Genomic DNA, 14,198 nt, shown 5'->3' on the forward strand with positions numbered 1-14,198 from the left:
GCCCGGAACCGCCCGCACCCGGAACGCGAGCAGCGTGGCGAGCAGCAGCGCGGCGACGACGGCCGCGCCGGCGAGCAGCCCGACAGGGCGGTCCGCGAGCACGGTGAACTGCGCGAGCGCGTACGCCCACGTCCCCGTCACCAGCAACGCCACGCCGCCCAGCCTAGGACCCGGTGTCACGCCCGGCGCCCCGATCGCGCCCGGCCCGACCACCCGGCCGTCGCCCCTGCGGGGTCGGGGCGGACGACCACGGCGGCGGCGAACAGCAGCCAGCCGGAGAGGCCGAGCAGTTGGACCCGCTGCCAGGCACCGAGCGCCGCGTCGGGGTGGGCCACCTCCGCCGTCGAGCCGACCGTGCCGACCAGGAGCAGCGCGGCCACCAGCAGCCCCCACCGGATCCGGGTCCCGCCGCGCCGAGCCACCAGCAGGGCGAGCAGCGAGACCACGCCGGCGGCGATCGCCGTGGAAGAGCTGAAGGAGTGCCATTCGTGCCGCCAGGACAGCGCCCCCAACTCCTCCAGCTTGGCGCAGCGGGCGTCGATTGTGGGCGCGCAGTCCATCGCGCTCACCGTGCCGTCCAGGGCGGTGGCCACGCCGAAGGCGAACAACGCCCACCAGGCCCGCCGCAACCAGCCCCGCGCCCGCCACGCCAGCGCCACGCCGGTGGCCGAGGCGATCACCCCGGTGGCCAGATCACCCAGCCCGAACACCACATGGTGCGGCTGGTCCCGGGCGGCCAGCTCGCTGGCGTACCCGTCGAGGAGCCCGAACGCCGGGTTCAGCACCGGCCCGAGCAGCCACGACGCGTAGAACACGGCGGCCAGCGCGAGCGCCACTGCCGGCAGTGCCCGGGCCGGCCGGCTCAAGACGACTCGCGGACCAGCGGGAAGGGCAGCGTCTCCCGGATCGACCGGCCGGTCAGCAGCATCACCAGCCGGTCCACGCCGAGGCCGAGACCACCGGTGGGCGGCATCGCGTACTCCAGCGCAGCGAGGAAGTCCTCGTCCAGCTCCATCGCCTCCGGGTCGCCGCCGGCCGCCCGCAACGACTGCTCGGTGAGCCGCCGGCGCTGCTCGGTCGGGTCGACCAGCTCGGAGTACGCGGTCCCCAGCTCCATCCCGAACGCCACCAGGTCCCACCGCTCGGCCAGCCGCGGGTCGCTGCGGTGCTGCCGGGTCAGCGGCGACACGTCGGTTGGGAAGTCCAGGTAGAACGTGGGCACCTCGGTGCGCGCCTCCACCAACCGCTCGTAGAGCTCCAGCAGCACCGCGCCGCGTTCCCACCGCGGGTCGTACGGCACCCCGGCGGCGTCGCAGAGCTTGTGCAGGACGGCCAGCTCGGTGTCGGCGCTGACCTCCTCGCCCAGCGCGGCCGAGATCGCCTCGTTGACCGTCCGCACCGGCCACTCGCCGCCGACGTCCACCGGCTCACCCGACCCGGGGCGGTAAATCACCGGGGAGCCGTGCACGGCCACCGCCGCCCCGACGATCAGGTCCCGGGCGAGGTGCCGCATGTCGTGATAGTCGGCGTACGCCTGGTACGCCTCCAGCACCGTGAACTCGGGGTTGTGGCTGAAGTCGACGCCCTCGTTGCGGAACGCCCGACCCAGCTCGTAGACGCGCTCGACCCCGCCCACGGCGAGCCGCTTGAGGTACAGCTCGGGCGCGATGCGCAGGCTCAGCCGCAGGTCGTACGCGTTGCTGTGGGTGACGAACGGGCGGGCGTTCGCCCCGCCGTGCACCCGCTGCAGGATTGGCGTCTCCACCTCCAGGAAACCCCGGTCGGCCAGGGTCCCCCGCAGGCTGTGCAGGGTGGCGCCGCGGGCCCGCAACAGCGCCCGCGCCTGCGGGTTGGTGGCCAGGTCGAGGTAGCGCTGCCGGACCCGCGCCTCCGGGTCGGCCAGGCCGCGATGCTTGTCGGGCAGCGGGCGCAGACACTTGGCGGTCAGCCGCCACCGCGCCGCCCGGACCGACACCTCGCCGTGCCGGGTGGCGTACACCTCGCCGGTCGCCCCGACGTGGTCGCCGATGTCGATGGTGGCCCGCCACCGGTCCAGGTCGTGCTCCAGCATCAGCTGCAGGTCGCCGCTGCCGTCCCGGATCGTCGCGAACAGCACTCCGCCGTGGTCGCGGACCAGCATCACCCGCCCGGCCACCCCGACGGTCTCCCCGGTGCCGGTGTCCGGCGCCAGCCCCGCGTGCCGCTCCCGCACCGCCGCGCAGCTCGCCGTACGGGGATAGTCCACCGGGTACGGGTCGACGCCCGCGGCGCGCAGCCGGTCCAACTTCCCCAGGCGTACCCGGGTCTGCTCCGGCCGCTGCTCCGGGGCCGGCTCCGGCGCCACCGCCCGGACCGTCGCCGCCGTCGGCGGCACGTAGCCGACGGCGTTACCGGGCGGCGGCACCCCGTGTAGCGGGGTGGGCCGGCCCCCGGGCAGGGCGAGGAACCCCTCGGCGGCCCCCGCGGCGATACCCACCCGGGCCAGTTCCCGGCGCTCCGCGAAGCAGAGGTAGCGGGGTGTCCAGTGCGGCTGGTACTTCGCGTTGGACAGGTAGAGCGACTCCAGCTGCCACCACCGGGAGAAGAAGAGCAGCGTGTGCCGCCACAGCTGCATGATCGGGCCGGCGCCGATCCGCGCCCCCTGCTCGAAGACGGACCGGAACGCCGCGAAGTTCAGCGACACCCGCTCGACGCCGAGGTGGGGGGCCGCAGCCAGCAGCGCGGCGACCATGAACTCGGTGACCCCGTTCTCGGCGGTGCGGTCCCGGCGCATCAGGTCCAGCGACAGCCCGTGCGCGCCCCACGGGCTGAACGAGAGCAGCGCCCGCACCCGGCCGCTGCCGTCCCGGGCCTCGACCAGCACGCACTCGCCGTCCGCCGGATCGCCCAGGCGGCCCAGCGCCATCGAGAAGCCCCGCTCGTGCTCGGTGTCCCGCCAGGCGGTGGCCAGGTGGGCCAGGCGGGCCAGTTCCTCCGGCGGGATCTCCGCGTGCCGGCGTACCCGGGCCGTGTAGCCGGCCCGCTCGACCCGGTGAACGGCCTGGCGTACCGGGCGCATGTCCCGGCCGTCCAGGTCGAAGTCGCGGGTCAGCAGGATCGCCTCGTCGCCCAGTTGCAGCACCTTCAGGCCGTGCCGGTGGTACGCCCGCGCGCCGGCCTCGCTGGCGCCGATCACCGCCGGTGTCCAGGCGTACTCGCGGGCCTGGTCGAGCCACGCCTCGATGACCGGCCCCCACGCCTCGGGGTCGCCGATCGGGTCGCCGCTGGCGAGGCTGACCCCGCTGACCACCCGGTAGGTGATCGCCGCCTTGCCGCTCGGCGAGAAGATGGCCGCCTTGTCACGGCGGGTGGCGAAGTAGCCGAGGGAGTCCCGTTCGCCGTGCCGGGCCAGCAGTTCCCGGATCCGCTCCTCCTCGTCCGGGTGCAGCACCGCGGCCGCCCGCTGCGAGCGGACCAGGGTGAACAGGCCGGCGAGGAAGGCGATCGCGCCGAAGCCGCCGAGCAGCAGGTTGACCCAGCCGGGCGCCTGCCCCTGCCGGGTCACGTCCAGCATGACCGCGCCACCGAAGACCTTCTCGACGGCGTACCCGAGCCGGTCCGACCAGGTGCGCAGGCTGCCCGGCTCGACGAGGAGCAGCAGGTAGCCGAGCCCGACCGAGACCGCCGCCAGCCCGAGGAAGACCCCCAGGGCCCGCCAGGTGGCGCCGCTGCGCACCCGGGCATAGAACTCCCGCCGGGCGGCGAGCAGCAGACCCAGCGCGGCGGCGGCGAAGGCGATGCCGACCCACACCCCGACCGTCTCCAGGGTGTCGAACAGCCGATCGCCGGCGTCGTCGGTCAGCCGGTTGGCACCCACCGTCAGCAACAGCACCCCGGCCAGCACGCCGACCGCCAGGATGAGGCTGAAGTAGACCACCAGCACCCGGTACGCGAGCCGCTTGCGGCGCAGCACCGCCGAGGCGAGCGCGCCGATGAAGACCGCGTACGCGAGGTTCGCCGGGGCCGGCAGCAGCAGCTTGTCGATCGCGGTGCGCACCGGTTGGATGCCGGAACGGGCCGAGCTGCTCAGCGCGGCCAACGCGCAGACGACGGCGATCACCCAGAGCAGGGCCGCGAAGGCCCGGGGCACCAGGCGTCGCCAGTCCCGGCCGGCCCGCCGGGCGTCGGTCACCGTCCGCGACGCGGTGCTGGGGGTCACGCGCCCTCCCTCGCTGCCGGTGGCGACGCGCAGGTGTTCGACCGCCCCATCGTAGTCGCATGCGACCGCTCATCATGTCAGGTCGGCAGCGGTCGGGGACCCGCCGGGACGACACGCCGTGACGGCGTTTCCCCGAGTCGACACGGTGGGTAATGGCCCCCCGACGACGCGGCGTGGCGCCGCGACCGGCACGGAGCGGACGGTGGTGGCGATGAGCGGGTCAGTGGCGGAGCGGGAACGGAGCGCCGCCCCCGGCGGCACCGACCTGCTCACCGTCGGGGTGGAGGAGGAGTTCCTCCTCGTCGACCCGCACACCGGCACCGCGGTACCGGCCGTCGATCTGGTGATGGAGCAGGTGCCGGCCGAGCTGCGCGGGCAGGTGGAACGCGAGTTCCAGACCAGCCAGATCGAGATCGGCAGCCCGCCGGGGCTGGAACTCTCCTCGATCCGGCACTCCCTGGGCGTGCTGCGCGCCGCGCTGGCCGACGCGGCCGAGGCGGCCGGCGTGCTGGTGCTGGCCATCGGCACCGGCCCGGTGGACGGGCCGATCCCGCCGGTGGTCGACAAGCCCCGCTTCGACCGGATGATCGAGCGGTACCGGCTGCTGGTCCCCGGCCCCGGCAACAACGGCATGCACGTGCACGTCGGCATCCCCGACCCGGACACCGGGGTGCAGATCCTCAACCATGTCCGACCCTGGCTGCCGATCCTGCAGGCGGTGACCGCCAACTCCCCGTTCGCCAAGGGCGAGGACACCGGTTACGCGAGCTGGCGTTCGGTCGAGTGGGAACGCTGGCCCTCCGTCGCGCCCACCCCCTGGCTGGAGTCGCACGAACACTACGAACGGCTGATCCGGCAGCTCATCGCGAGCGGCGTGATGCTCGACGAGGGGATGCTCTACTGGTACGCCCGGCTGTCGGCGAAGTACCCGACGGTGGAGATCCGCATCGGTGACGTCTGCCCGTCGGTGGACGACGCGGTGCTGGTCGCGGCGTTGGTCCGGGCGCTGGTGGCGACGGCGCTGACCGACATCGCGGACGGTCGGCCGGCCCTCCGGACCGATCACCACCTGCTGGTGGCCGCGCACTGGCGGGTCGCCCACGACGGGCTGGAGGGCGAGGGCGTCGACCCGATCGACGGCGAGCTGCGACCGGCGTGGGAGCTGCTGGAGAAGCTGGTCGAGCGGGTCCGCCCGGAACTGGACCGGCACGGCGACCTTGCCACGGTCAACGACCTGCTGGGCGCGCTGCGCCGGCACGGCAGCGGCGCCGCGCGGCAACGGGCGGTCTTCGGGCGTACCGGTCGGATCATCGACGTGGTGGAGGACGTGGCCCGGCAGACGCGGGGCTGACCCGGCCCGGACCCCGCGCGCCGGCGCCGCCGGCGATCTCGGCGTGACAGGATGGCGTCGTGGCCGAACGGCTGGTCGTCATCGGCGGGGACGCCGCCGGAATGGCGGCGGCGTCCCAGGCCCGACGTCGCCGCGACCGGGACGACCTGGCCATCGTCGCGTTCGAACGCGGGCACTCCACCTCCTTCTCCGCCTGCGGCATCCCGTACTGGGTCAGCGGCGTGGTGCCCGACCGGGACCGGCTCATCGCCCGCGACCCGGCCACCTTCCGCGAGTCGTTCCACATCGACGTCCGGATGCGGCACGAGGTGACCGGCATCGACCTGGACCGGCGCGAGGTGGTCGCCCGGGACCTCGACGCCGGCGGCGAGGTCCGTGAGGGCTTCGACACCCTGGTGTACGCGACCGGCGCGGTGCCGATGAAGCCGCCGTGGGCGCGGACCGGCATCGCGGGGGTCTTCGGCGTGCAGACCCTCGACGACGGGACGGCGCTGCTGGACTGGCTGGAGCGCGAGCCCCGTCCCCGCCGGGCGGTGGTGATCGGCGGCGGCTACATCGGCGTCGAGATGGCCGAGGCGATGCTCCAGCGCGGGCTCTCCGTCAACCTCGTCGAGCAGGCGGACCAGCCCATGTCCACCGTGGACCCCGACATGGCGGAGCTGGTGGTCGACTCGCTGCGCGGGGTCGGCATCCAGATCCACACCGGCCTGACGGTCACCGGCCTGGAGGAGCGGGACGGCCGGATCTCCGCAGTGGTCACCGCCGAGGGGCCGATGCCGGCCGACGTCGTGGTGCTCGGTCTCGGCGTACGCCCCAACACCGCGCTCGCGGACGCCGCCGGCCTGCCGCTGGGCCCGACCGGTGGGGTCCGCACCGACCGCCGGATGCGGGTGCCCGGCGTGCCCGGGGTGTGGGCGGCCGGCGACTGCGTGGAGACGCTGCACCGGGTCAGCGGGCTGCCGGTGCACGTGCCGCTCGGCACCCACGCCAACAAGCAGGGCCGGGTGGCCGGGATCAACATCGGCGGCGGGTACGCCACCTTCCCCGGCGTGATCGGCACGGCGGTGACCAAGGTCTGCGACCTGGAGGTGGGGCGTACCGGCCTGCGCGAGCGGGACGCCACCGCAGCCGGCTTCGAGTTCGTCTCGGTGATCGCCGAGTCGACCAACCGGGCCGGCTACTACCCCGGCGCCCGGCCGATGACCGTGAAGCTCATCGCCGAGCGGCCCAGCGGCCGGCTCCTCGGCGCACAGATCGTCGGCTGGTCCGAGGCGGCCAAGCGGATCGACACCCTGGCCGTGGCGCTCTGGAACGGCATGACCGTCGACGACATGACGGCGCTGGACCTGGGCTACGCCCCGCCGTACGCGCCGGTCTGGGATCCGGTGCTGATCGCCGCCCGCAAGGCCGTCGACGCCCTCGCCGGCACCGGCCGCCGCTGACGCTTCGTGTCGACTTCGAGAGCGGAATCGGCTTGTCCGGTCACTGGGGCTCGCCAAGGATGGCCGGGTGACTGTCGAGGTGGAGATTCCCGAGGGGCTGCGCTGGACCGAGCGGGTGCCGGCCGGCCGGGAGTGGCTGGCGGTGCTGCCGGACCGGCTGGCGAAGTGCGTCGAGCGGTGGGAGCTGCGGGTCGGCCGCCCGTTCGCGTACGCCTTCGCGTCGCTGGCGATGCCGGCCGAGCTGCCGGACGGCACCCCGGCGGTGCTCAAGCTCCAGTACCCGGACGACGACAGCGTGCACGAGGCGACCGCGCTGGCGCACTGGGCGGGTCGGGGGGCGGTCCGGCTGCTGGCCCACGACGCGGAGCGGCGGGCGCTGCTGGTCGAGCGCTGCGTGCCCGGCGCCCCGCTGCACGGGCTGCCGTCCGAGGCGGCGCTCGACGTGGCGGTCGGGCTGCTCCCCCGGCTCGGCGTGCCGGCCGGCCCGCCGTTCACCCCGCTGGCCGAGGAAGCGGACGGCTGGGCCGAGCGGCTGCCGGCCAAGTGGGAGCGGCTGAACCAGCCGTTCGAGCGGGTGCTGCTGGACGCCGCCCTCGGGCTGCTCGCCGAGCTGGTGCCCAGCCAGGGCGAGCAGGTGCTGGTCAACCAGGACCTGCACGCCGGCAATGTGCTGGCGGCGGGCCGCGAGCCCTGGCTGGTGATCGACCCGAAGCCGCTGGTCGGCGAGCGTGAGTTCGCGGCGGTGCCGCTGGTGCGCGGCCCCGAGCTGGGGAACTCGCCGGCGGCGGTCCGGCACCGGCTCGGCCGGCTCAGCGCCGAGCTGGGCCTGGACCGGGAGCGGGTCCGCGGCTGGGCCGTGGTGCACACGCTGGCCTGGAGCATGGCCGAGGACCAGATCTTCCCGCACCAGGTGGAGATAGTCCGCTGGCTGCTCGGCATGGAGTGAGCGGTCCCCGTGCGACCGCTCACTCCAGGAGCCCCGGCGTCAGGCCGGGTACGGGGCCGCGTCGCGGGCCGCCCGCAGGGCCGCGGCCCACCAGCCGAGCTGGTCAAGCAGGGTCTTGGCGTATCCGGGCACCTCGGGGTCCAGCGGTCGGCCGTCCTCCCACCCGGTGAAGTAGTTCGGGAAGGCCAGACCGTCGCGGATCGTCACCGCGTGCAGTTCGGTGAGGACGTTCTCCAGGTGGAGAACGGCGTGCCGGCCGCCGGCCGCGCCCCCGTAGCTGACGAAGGCCACCGGCTTGGCCGTCCACTGGGTGAAGTGCCAGTCGATCGCCGCCTTCAGCGCGGCAGGGTAGCTGTGGTTGTACTCCGGCGTGACCAGGATGAACGCGTCGGCGTCCGCCAGCCGGGAGGTCAGCGGCGCCATCCCCGCCGGACGCGGGTACGAATCGCCGGCGAACTTCGGTGGGACCGCCGGCAACGACAGCGGGATCTCTACGTCGGCGAGGTCGACGACCTCGACGTCGAACCCACCGTGCTCCCGCGCCCGCTCGGCGACCCAGGAGGCGACGACCGGCCCGAACCGGCCTTCGCGGACGCTCCCGACGACAATGACCAACTTGTGCTTCTCGCTCATGCCGTCCACGGTCCGCCGTCGCGGCGGCGGCAACCAGACCGGGCGCAGGCTGGCCCTCGCAGGGCCACGCTACGACGGCCACCGCGGCCGCCGCCCGCCCTAGACTTCCCACCCATGGGTACGCCGTTGGGCGACTTCGTCCGAGCCAAGCGAGACAGCATCCAGCCGGAGTCGTTCGGCCTGTCGGACCGGGGCCGGCGCCGCTCCCCGGGCCTACGCCGCTCGGACCTGGCCACGCGGGCTGGGATCAGCGTCGAGTACCTCACCCGGATCGAGCAGGGACGGGACCGCAACCCGTCGCCCGCGGTGCTGAACGCGCTCGCGGACGCCCTGAGCCTCGACGCCGGGGAACGGCACCACCTGCGCTACCTCGCGAAGATCACCGGCGGGACCTGTGCCGGGCGCCGGCGGCCGGCGCCACCCGACCGTGAGGTCCGGCCCACCGTGCGGGAGACCCTCCGACTGCTCGAACCCGGCGCCGCCTACGTCACCAACCGCCTGGGCGACGTCCTCGCGTACACCGACGGGTTCGAGCTTGTCATGGGCGAGATCGGGCTGCTCGGCACCGGGACGCCGAACCTGACGCGCTACGTGTTCACCGATCCACGCGCCCGGACGGTCTTCCCAGACTGGGACCAGGTCGCCGACGAGCAGGTCTTCGACCTGTGGCTCGGGCCGTCCGCGGAGACCGCGGAGTGGTTCAGGGCGGACCTCGCCCCCGTCGCCGGGCAGGAGTTCACCCGGCGGCTCCACCACCACCTGCCCCCGCCGCCGGTCCCGCTCCGGCTCGCCCATCCCGCCGGGCACGAGCTGCGCTGGCACCGGGAGAAGCTGGAGCTGCGGAGCACCGACGCGCAGCAGCTGGTCGTCCTCCTGCCCGCCGACGAGGCGACCGCTGCGGCGGTCGAGCGGCTGCGCCGGCGATCCCGCGGCCTCCTCCGCTCGGTCAGTTGACGCGTGGACCGGCCGGACCGGGCCGGCCGGCCTGGCAGGTGGGGCACCAGTAGAGGTTGCGGCCGGCCAGCTCGCCCCGGCTGACCTCCGTCCCGCAGACGTGGCAGGGCGCGCCGGGGCGGCGGTAGACGTACACCTCGCCGCCGTGCCGGTCGACCCGGGGCGCGCGCCCCATCGCCTCCGGCAGGTGGACGTCCCGGACGGTGTCGATCCGGCCCCGCTCGACGGCGAGGGTCATCAGGTCGACCAGGTCGGCCCAGAGTTCCGCCCAGCCGGCCGGGGTGAGGTCCCGCCCGGGCAGCAGGGGCGGCAGCCCGGCCCGGAACAGCGCCTCCGTCACGAAGATCAACCCGGTGCCGGCCACCACCGACTGGTCCAGCAGCAGCGCCGCCAGCGGCGTCGGGCTGCGGGAGATCCGGGCGTACGCCCGTCCCGGGTCGGCGTCGTCGCGCAGCGGGTCCGGGCCGAGCCGGTCCCGCAGCGCCGCCACCTCGGGCGGGGTGAGCAGCTCGCACGCCGTCGGGCCGCGCAGTTCCAGCCAGTGCCGGTCGCTTGTCAGCCGCAGCCGCACCTGGCCGACCGGCGGCGGCGGTTCGCCGACGCCGTCGGTGAACTTGCCGTACAGCCCGAGGTGGACGTGCAGGGTCAGCTCACCGGCGTAGTGGTGCAGCAGGTGCTTCCCGTACGCCTCGGTGGCGTCCAGGACGGTGCCGGTGAACCGCGCGGCACCGTCGGCGAAGCGGCCCTGCGGGCTGCCGGCGTGCACCTTGTCGCCGGCGAACAGGTCGGCGTGCCGGGCGGCCAGGTGGTGGATGGTGTGTCCTTCGGGCACGTCGGCAACCGTAGCCCGACCGCCGCGCATCGAGGCACGAGGAAGCCTGCGGTCCGTCGACGGGTGTCGACCGATGCGTGACGGGGTACCTCCGAGCTGTTACGCGTGGCTGCCACTGCGCTTCCGCGGCCTCCACGCATCGGATCAGGAGGTGTCGAAGTGAAGATCTTGTCGCGCCGCACGACACGGGCGCCTCAGCAGGACGTGAACGGCGACGGGCGCGTCGACGACCGGGACCGGACGGTGACGATGGACCGGGCCGGGGCCCCGGCCGGGCAGCCGGTGATGACCGGCCGCGACGACGAGCGGGGCACGTACCGGAGCAGCGCCGCGGCGACGGACCGCGAGCGCGCCGCGGAGGCGGATCGCCGGGCCGCCGCGGTCGAGCCGGATCCCCTGGAGCGCACCGTGGACCTGGAGCGGGACCACACGATGGAGCGGCCGGTGGACCGGGACGTGGACGGCCGCACGGAGCCCGTGCCGGTCGTCGCCGGCCCGAAGCCCCGGGCCAGCCTTCTCGCCACCCTCGGCCTCATCGTCTCCGTGGTGGGGGCGCTCTTCGTGCTGAGCGGCACCCTCGCCGGGTACGGCGTCGGGCTCGGCGCGGTCGGCGCGGTCCTCGCCGTGCTCGGTCTCATCGCCACCCGCCGCCGGCACGTGGCCGGCAAGACCGACGCGCTGATCGGCATCCTGGTCGGCCTCGCCGCCGTGGTGCTGGGCGTCGTGGCGCTGACCGGCCAGTTCGACTGGCCGACCACCGACGGTGAATGGGTGGGCCGGTTCCGGGAGTGGCTTGATTCACAGTTTGACCAGGTGATCTGACGGGCACTGTCCGGGCCGCCGGCGCAGCGCCGGCACGCCCGATCAGCTCTGGTGGTTCACCAGCCGGGCACATCCTCTTTCGGGGGCGGCGGTTCGCCGCCCCCGAAGTGTGTTCCGGCCCGGTTCGGCACGGCGACGCCCTCCCGGGTGTCGGCCGGTCGTCCCGTGCCGTCGGACGCGGGCGGCGGGCACTTCATCAGCCAGGACCGGGATGACGCAACGATCCACCGCCGAAGGACGGCCAGACGCAACGATGCGTCGCTGCACGCAACTTCTCGCGGTGGATGTCGTCGGCCCGCGCCGCATACCGTTGGACCACGGCGCCAGCCCGTGGACCGACGGTGGCCGGGCGCGCCCGACCCCTGGGAGCAGGACAATGACGATGGACGCCATCCGCCAGCGCTTTCTGATGTGCCGGCCGACGTACTTCGCCGTCGACTACGCGATCAACCCGTGGATGGACCCGACCGCGCCGGTCGACGCCGACCTGGCGATCCGGCAGTGGGAACAGCTCCGCCAGACGTACCTCGACCTGGGTCACGAGGTCGAGCTGATCGACCCGGTCGCCGGGCTGCCGGACATGGTCTTCGCCGCCAACGGCGGCACGGTGATCGACGGCAAGGCCATGGCGGTGCAGTTCCGCGACCCGCAGCGCGCCGACGAGGCCCCCGCGTACCGCGCCTGGTTCGAGGCCGCCGGCTTCGAGATGTACGACCCGAAGCACGTCAACGAGGGTGAGGGTGACGTCCTGCTGGTCGGTGACCACCTGCTCGCCGGCACCGGCTTCCGTACCGCGCACGCCTCGCACGCGCAGTTGCAGGAGGTCTTCGGCTACCCGGTGATCACCATGCAGCTGGTGGACCCGCGCTTCTACCACCTGGACACCGCGCTCACCGTGCTCGACGAGCGGACCGTGGCGTACCTGCCGGAGGCGTTCTCGCCCGGCAGCCGCGCGGTGCTGCGCCGGCTCTTCCCGGACGCCGTCCACGCCACCATGGCCGACGCCGAGGTGCTGGGGCTGAACGCGGTCAGCGACGGCCGGCACGTGGTGCTGCCCGCGCAGGCCACCGACCTGGCCGCCAAGCTGCGGGACCGGGGCTACGAGACCATCGGGATCGACCTGTCCGAGCTGCGCAAGGCCGGCGGCGGACCGAAATGCTGCACGTTGCGACTCCGTCAGGGAAAGGCAGTCAAGTGATCATCGACGACATGCTGCGGACGCCGTCCGCGGTGCGGGACGCGGAGCGTCACACGGCGCACAACTACCACCCGCTGCCCGTGGTGATCTCCTCCGCGGAGGGCTCGTGGCTGACCGACGTGGACGGCCGCCGCTACCTGGACTGCCTGGCCGGCTACTCGGCGCTGAACTTCGGTCACCGGCACCCGAAGCTGATCGAGGCGGCGCACGCGCAGCTCGACCGGCTCACGCTCACCAGTCGCGCGTTCATCCACGACCAGTTCGCCGACTTCTGCCGTGAGCTGGCCGACCTCTGCGGCAAGGACCTGGTCCTGCCGATGAACACCGGCGCCGAGGCGGTGGAGACCGGGATCAAGGTGGCCCGCAAGTGGGGCTACCAGGTCAAGGGCGTCACCCCCGGCCAGGCGAACATCGTGGTGGCCGAGGGGAACTTCCACGGCCGGACGACCACCATCGTCAGCTTCTCCACCGACGAGGACGCCCGCGCCGACTTCGGGCCGTACACCCCGGGCTTCACCGTGGTCCCCTACGGCGACCTGGCGGCCCTGACCGCCGCGATCGACGAGAACACCGTCGCGGTGCTGCTCGAGCCGATCCAGGGCGAGCAGGGTGTCGTGGTGCCGCCGGAGGGCTACCTGCCGGGCGTACGCCGGGTCTGCACCGAGCGCAACGTGCTCTTCATCGCCGACGAGATCCAGTCCGGCCTGGGCCGGACCGGTGCGACGTTCGCCTGCGACCTCGAGGGCGTCACCCCGGACATGTACCTGCTGGGCAAGGCGCTCGGCGGCGGCATCGTGCCGGTCTCCGCGGTCGCCGCGGACGCCGACGTGCTGGGCGTGCTCAAGCCCGGCCAGCACGGCTCGACGTTCGGCGGCAACCCGCTGGCCTGCGCCGTCGCCACCGAGGTGGTCCGGCTGCTGGCCACCGGCGAGTTCCAGCAGCGTTCGGCCGAGTTGGGCGCCCGGCTGCACGCCGGCCTGCAGGCGCTGGTCGGCAAGGGCCTGGTCGCCGTCCGGGGCCGCGGCCTCTGGGCCGGCCTGGACATCGACCCGGCGCTGATGACCGGCCGGCAGGCCTGCGAGCGGCTGATGGAGCGGGGCGTGCTGGCCAAGGACACCCACGGCTCCACGATCCGGCTGGCCCCGCCGCTGGTCATCACCGAGGAAGAGATCGACCACGCGGTGGCGCAGCTCGCCGCGGTGCTGGCCGGCTGATTCCGCGTACGCGAAAGGGCGCCGGGACCGCGACGGTCCCGGCGCCCTTCTTCGTCGGCCTCAGACGCGCGGGAGGCGCATCGCCATGGTGGGAGCCTCGGCCATCACCGAGGCGGGGGTGAACGGGGCGGCGCTGGGCAGTTCGTCGGCCCGGCCGATCTGCACCCCCGGATAGAGCTCGACGACGTCCCCCTCGCCGAGCACCCGGGACTGCTGCGGGGCGAGCGGGAGCCGGTCCGGCTCGGCCATCGAGCCACGCGGCCGGATGCCCGAGCCGTTGGTGCTGGTGTCGGTGACGATCACCTCGCCCACCCGCAGCTCGAACCGGACGTGGTTGCGGCTGACCCAGCGCCGTGCCTCGTCGTTGAGCCACTGACCGAGCATGATCCCGCCGGACTGCTCCGGAGCCCGCCCGACCAGCACGGGCTGGGACTCGGTGAGCACGAAGCGCCGGCGCACCATCCCGCCGATCCGCACCGCCAGCACCTCGGTACGCGGCCGCGGCCCGGCGTCACCGAGCCGGGCACCGTGCCGGGGGCAGGTGGGTACGCCGTTGCGCAGGCTGGGCGGCGGCTGCCCGGCCTGCGCAACGGCGTACCCACCTGCCC

12 protein-coding genes are annotated in these 14,198 nt (G+C 74.1%); 7 read left to right on the top strand and 5 right to left on the bottom strand.

From position 1 onward, the window contains the following. Positions 1–176 precede the first annotated feature (176 nt). Positions 177–866 (bottom strand): DUF998 domain-containing protein, encoded by a 690-nt coding sequence (locus DKL51_RS08890; protein ID WP_109944241.1) that lies wholly within the window; start codon positions 864–866, stop codon positions 177–179. Beyond that, a complete protein-coding gene (gene lysX, locus DKL51_RS08895; RefSeq protein ID WP_243420696.1) occupies positions 863–4,198 on the bottom strand; it encodes a bifunctional lysylphosphatidylglycerol synthetase/lysine--tRNA ligase LysX in 3,336 nt (1,111 codons plus the stop codon). Before lysX ends, DKL51_RS08890 begins: the two co-directional genes overlap by 4 nt. A 202-nt stretch (positions 4,199–4,400) precedes the next feature. Here lysX and DKL51_RS08900 point away from each other — a divergent pair, with 202 nt between their 5' ends. The 3 genes from DKL51_RS08900 to DKL51_RS08910 all read left to right on the top strand — a co-directional run bounded on the left by DKL51_RS08900 (position 4,401) and on the right by DKL51_RS08910 (position 7,937). Continuing rightward, a complete protein-coding gene (locus DKL51_RS08900) occupies positions 4,401–5,549 on the top strand; it encodes a carboxylate-amine ligase (protein WP_109944242.1) in 1,149 nt (382 codons plus the stop codon). Between the two features lie 59 nt (positions 5,550–5,608). Beyond that, positions 5,609–6,991 carry an FAD-dependent oxidoreductase gene (locus DKL51_RS08905; RefSeq protein WP_109944243.1) on the top strand — a complete coding sequence of 461 codons (1,383 nt, stop codon included), beginning with the start codon at positions 5,609–5,611 and terminating at the stop codon, positions 6,989–6,991. 67 nt (positions 6,992–7,058) lie between these two features. Continuing rightward, a complete protein-coding gene (locus DKL51_RS08910; RefSeq protein WP_109944244.1) occupies positions 7,059–7,937 on the top strand; it encodes an aminoglycoside phosphotransferase family protein in 879 nt (292 codons plus the stop codon). Between the two features lie 39 nt (positions 7,938–7,976). Here the strand turns inward: DKL51_RS08910 and DKL51_RS08915 are convergent, their stop codons facing one another. After that, positions 7,977–8,570 (bottom strand): NADPH-dependent FMN reductase, encoded by a 594-nt coding sequence (locus DKL51_RS08915; protein ID WP_109944256.1) that lies wholly within the window; start codon positions 8,568–8,570, stop codon positions 7,977–7,979. Positions 8,571–8,684: 114 nt separating this feature from the next. Between DKL51_RS08915 and DKL51_RS08920 the strand changes: the two genes are divergently transcribed. Then, positions 8,685–9,524 (top strand): helix-turn-helix domain-containing protein, encoded by an 840-nt coding sequence (locus tag DKL51_RS08920; protein WP_109944245.1) that lies wholly within the window; start codon positions 8,685–8,687, stop codon positions 9,522–9,524. Here DKL51_RS08920 and DKL51_RS08925 read toward each other — a convergent pair. Beyond that, a complete protein-coding gene (locus tag DKL51_RS08925; RefSeq protein WP_109944246.1) occupies positions 9,517–10,356 on the bottom strand; it encodes an Fpg/Nei family DNA glycosylase in 840 nt (279 codons plus the stop codon). The genes DKL51_RS08920 and DKL51_RS08925 overlap by 8 nt on opposite strands. Before the next feature lie 159 nt (positions 10,357–10,515). Between DKL51_RS08925 and DKL51_RS08930 the strand changes: the two genes are divergently transcribed. The 3 genes from DKL51_RS08930 (at position 10,516) to rocD (ending at position 13,590) form a co-directional block, all read left to right on the top strand. Next, positions 10,516–11,178: a DMT family transporter gene (locus DKL51_RS08930; RefSeq protein ID WP_109944247.1), complete on the top strand. Its 663-nt coding sequence runs from the start codon at positions 10,516–10,518 to the stop codon at positions 11,176–11,178. Positions 11,179–11,560: 382 nt separating this feature from the next. Continuing rightward, positions 11,561–12,376 carry a dimethylargininase gene (gene ddaH, locus DKL51_RS08935; RefSeq protein ID WP_185734756.1) on the top strand — a complete coding sequence of 272 codons (816 nt, stop codon included), beginning with the start codon at positions 11,561–11,563 and terminating at the stop codon, positions 12,374–12,376. Next, positions 12,376–13,590, top strand: coding sequence for an ornithine--oxo-acid transaminase (rocD, locus tag DKL51_RS08940; RefSeq protein ID WP_185734757.1), 1,215 nt, complete (start codon positions 12,376–12,378; stop codon positions 13,588–13,590). Before ddaH ends, rocD begins: the two co-directional genes overlap by 1 nt. Positions 13,591–13,650: 60 nt before the next feature. Here the strand turns inward: rocD and DKL51_RS08945 are convergent. Then, positions 13,651–14,198, bottom strand: a 548-nt coding sequence (locus DKL51_RS08945; RefSeq protein WP_148097756.1) for an FHA domain-containing protein, incomplete at its 5' end; no start/stop codon positions are given.

This window comes from Micromonospora globispora, assembly GCF_003857015.1.
GTDB classification, from domain to species: Bacteria; Actinomycetota; Actinomycetes; order Mycobacteriales; family Micromonosporaceae; genus Micromonospora; species Micromonospora globispora.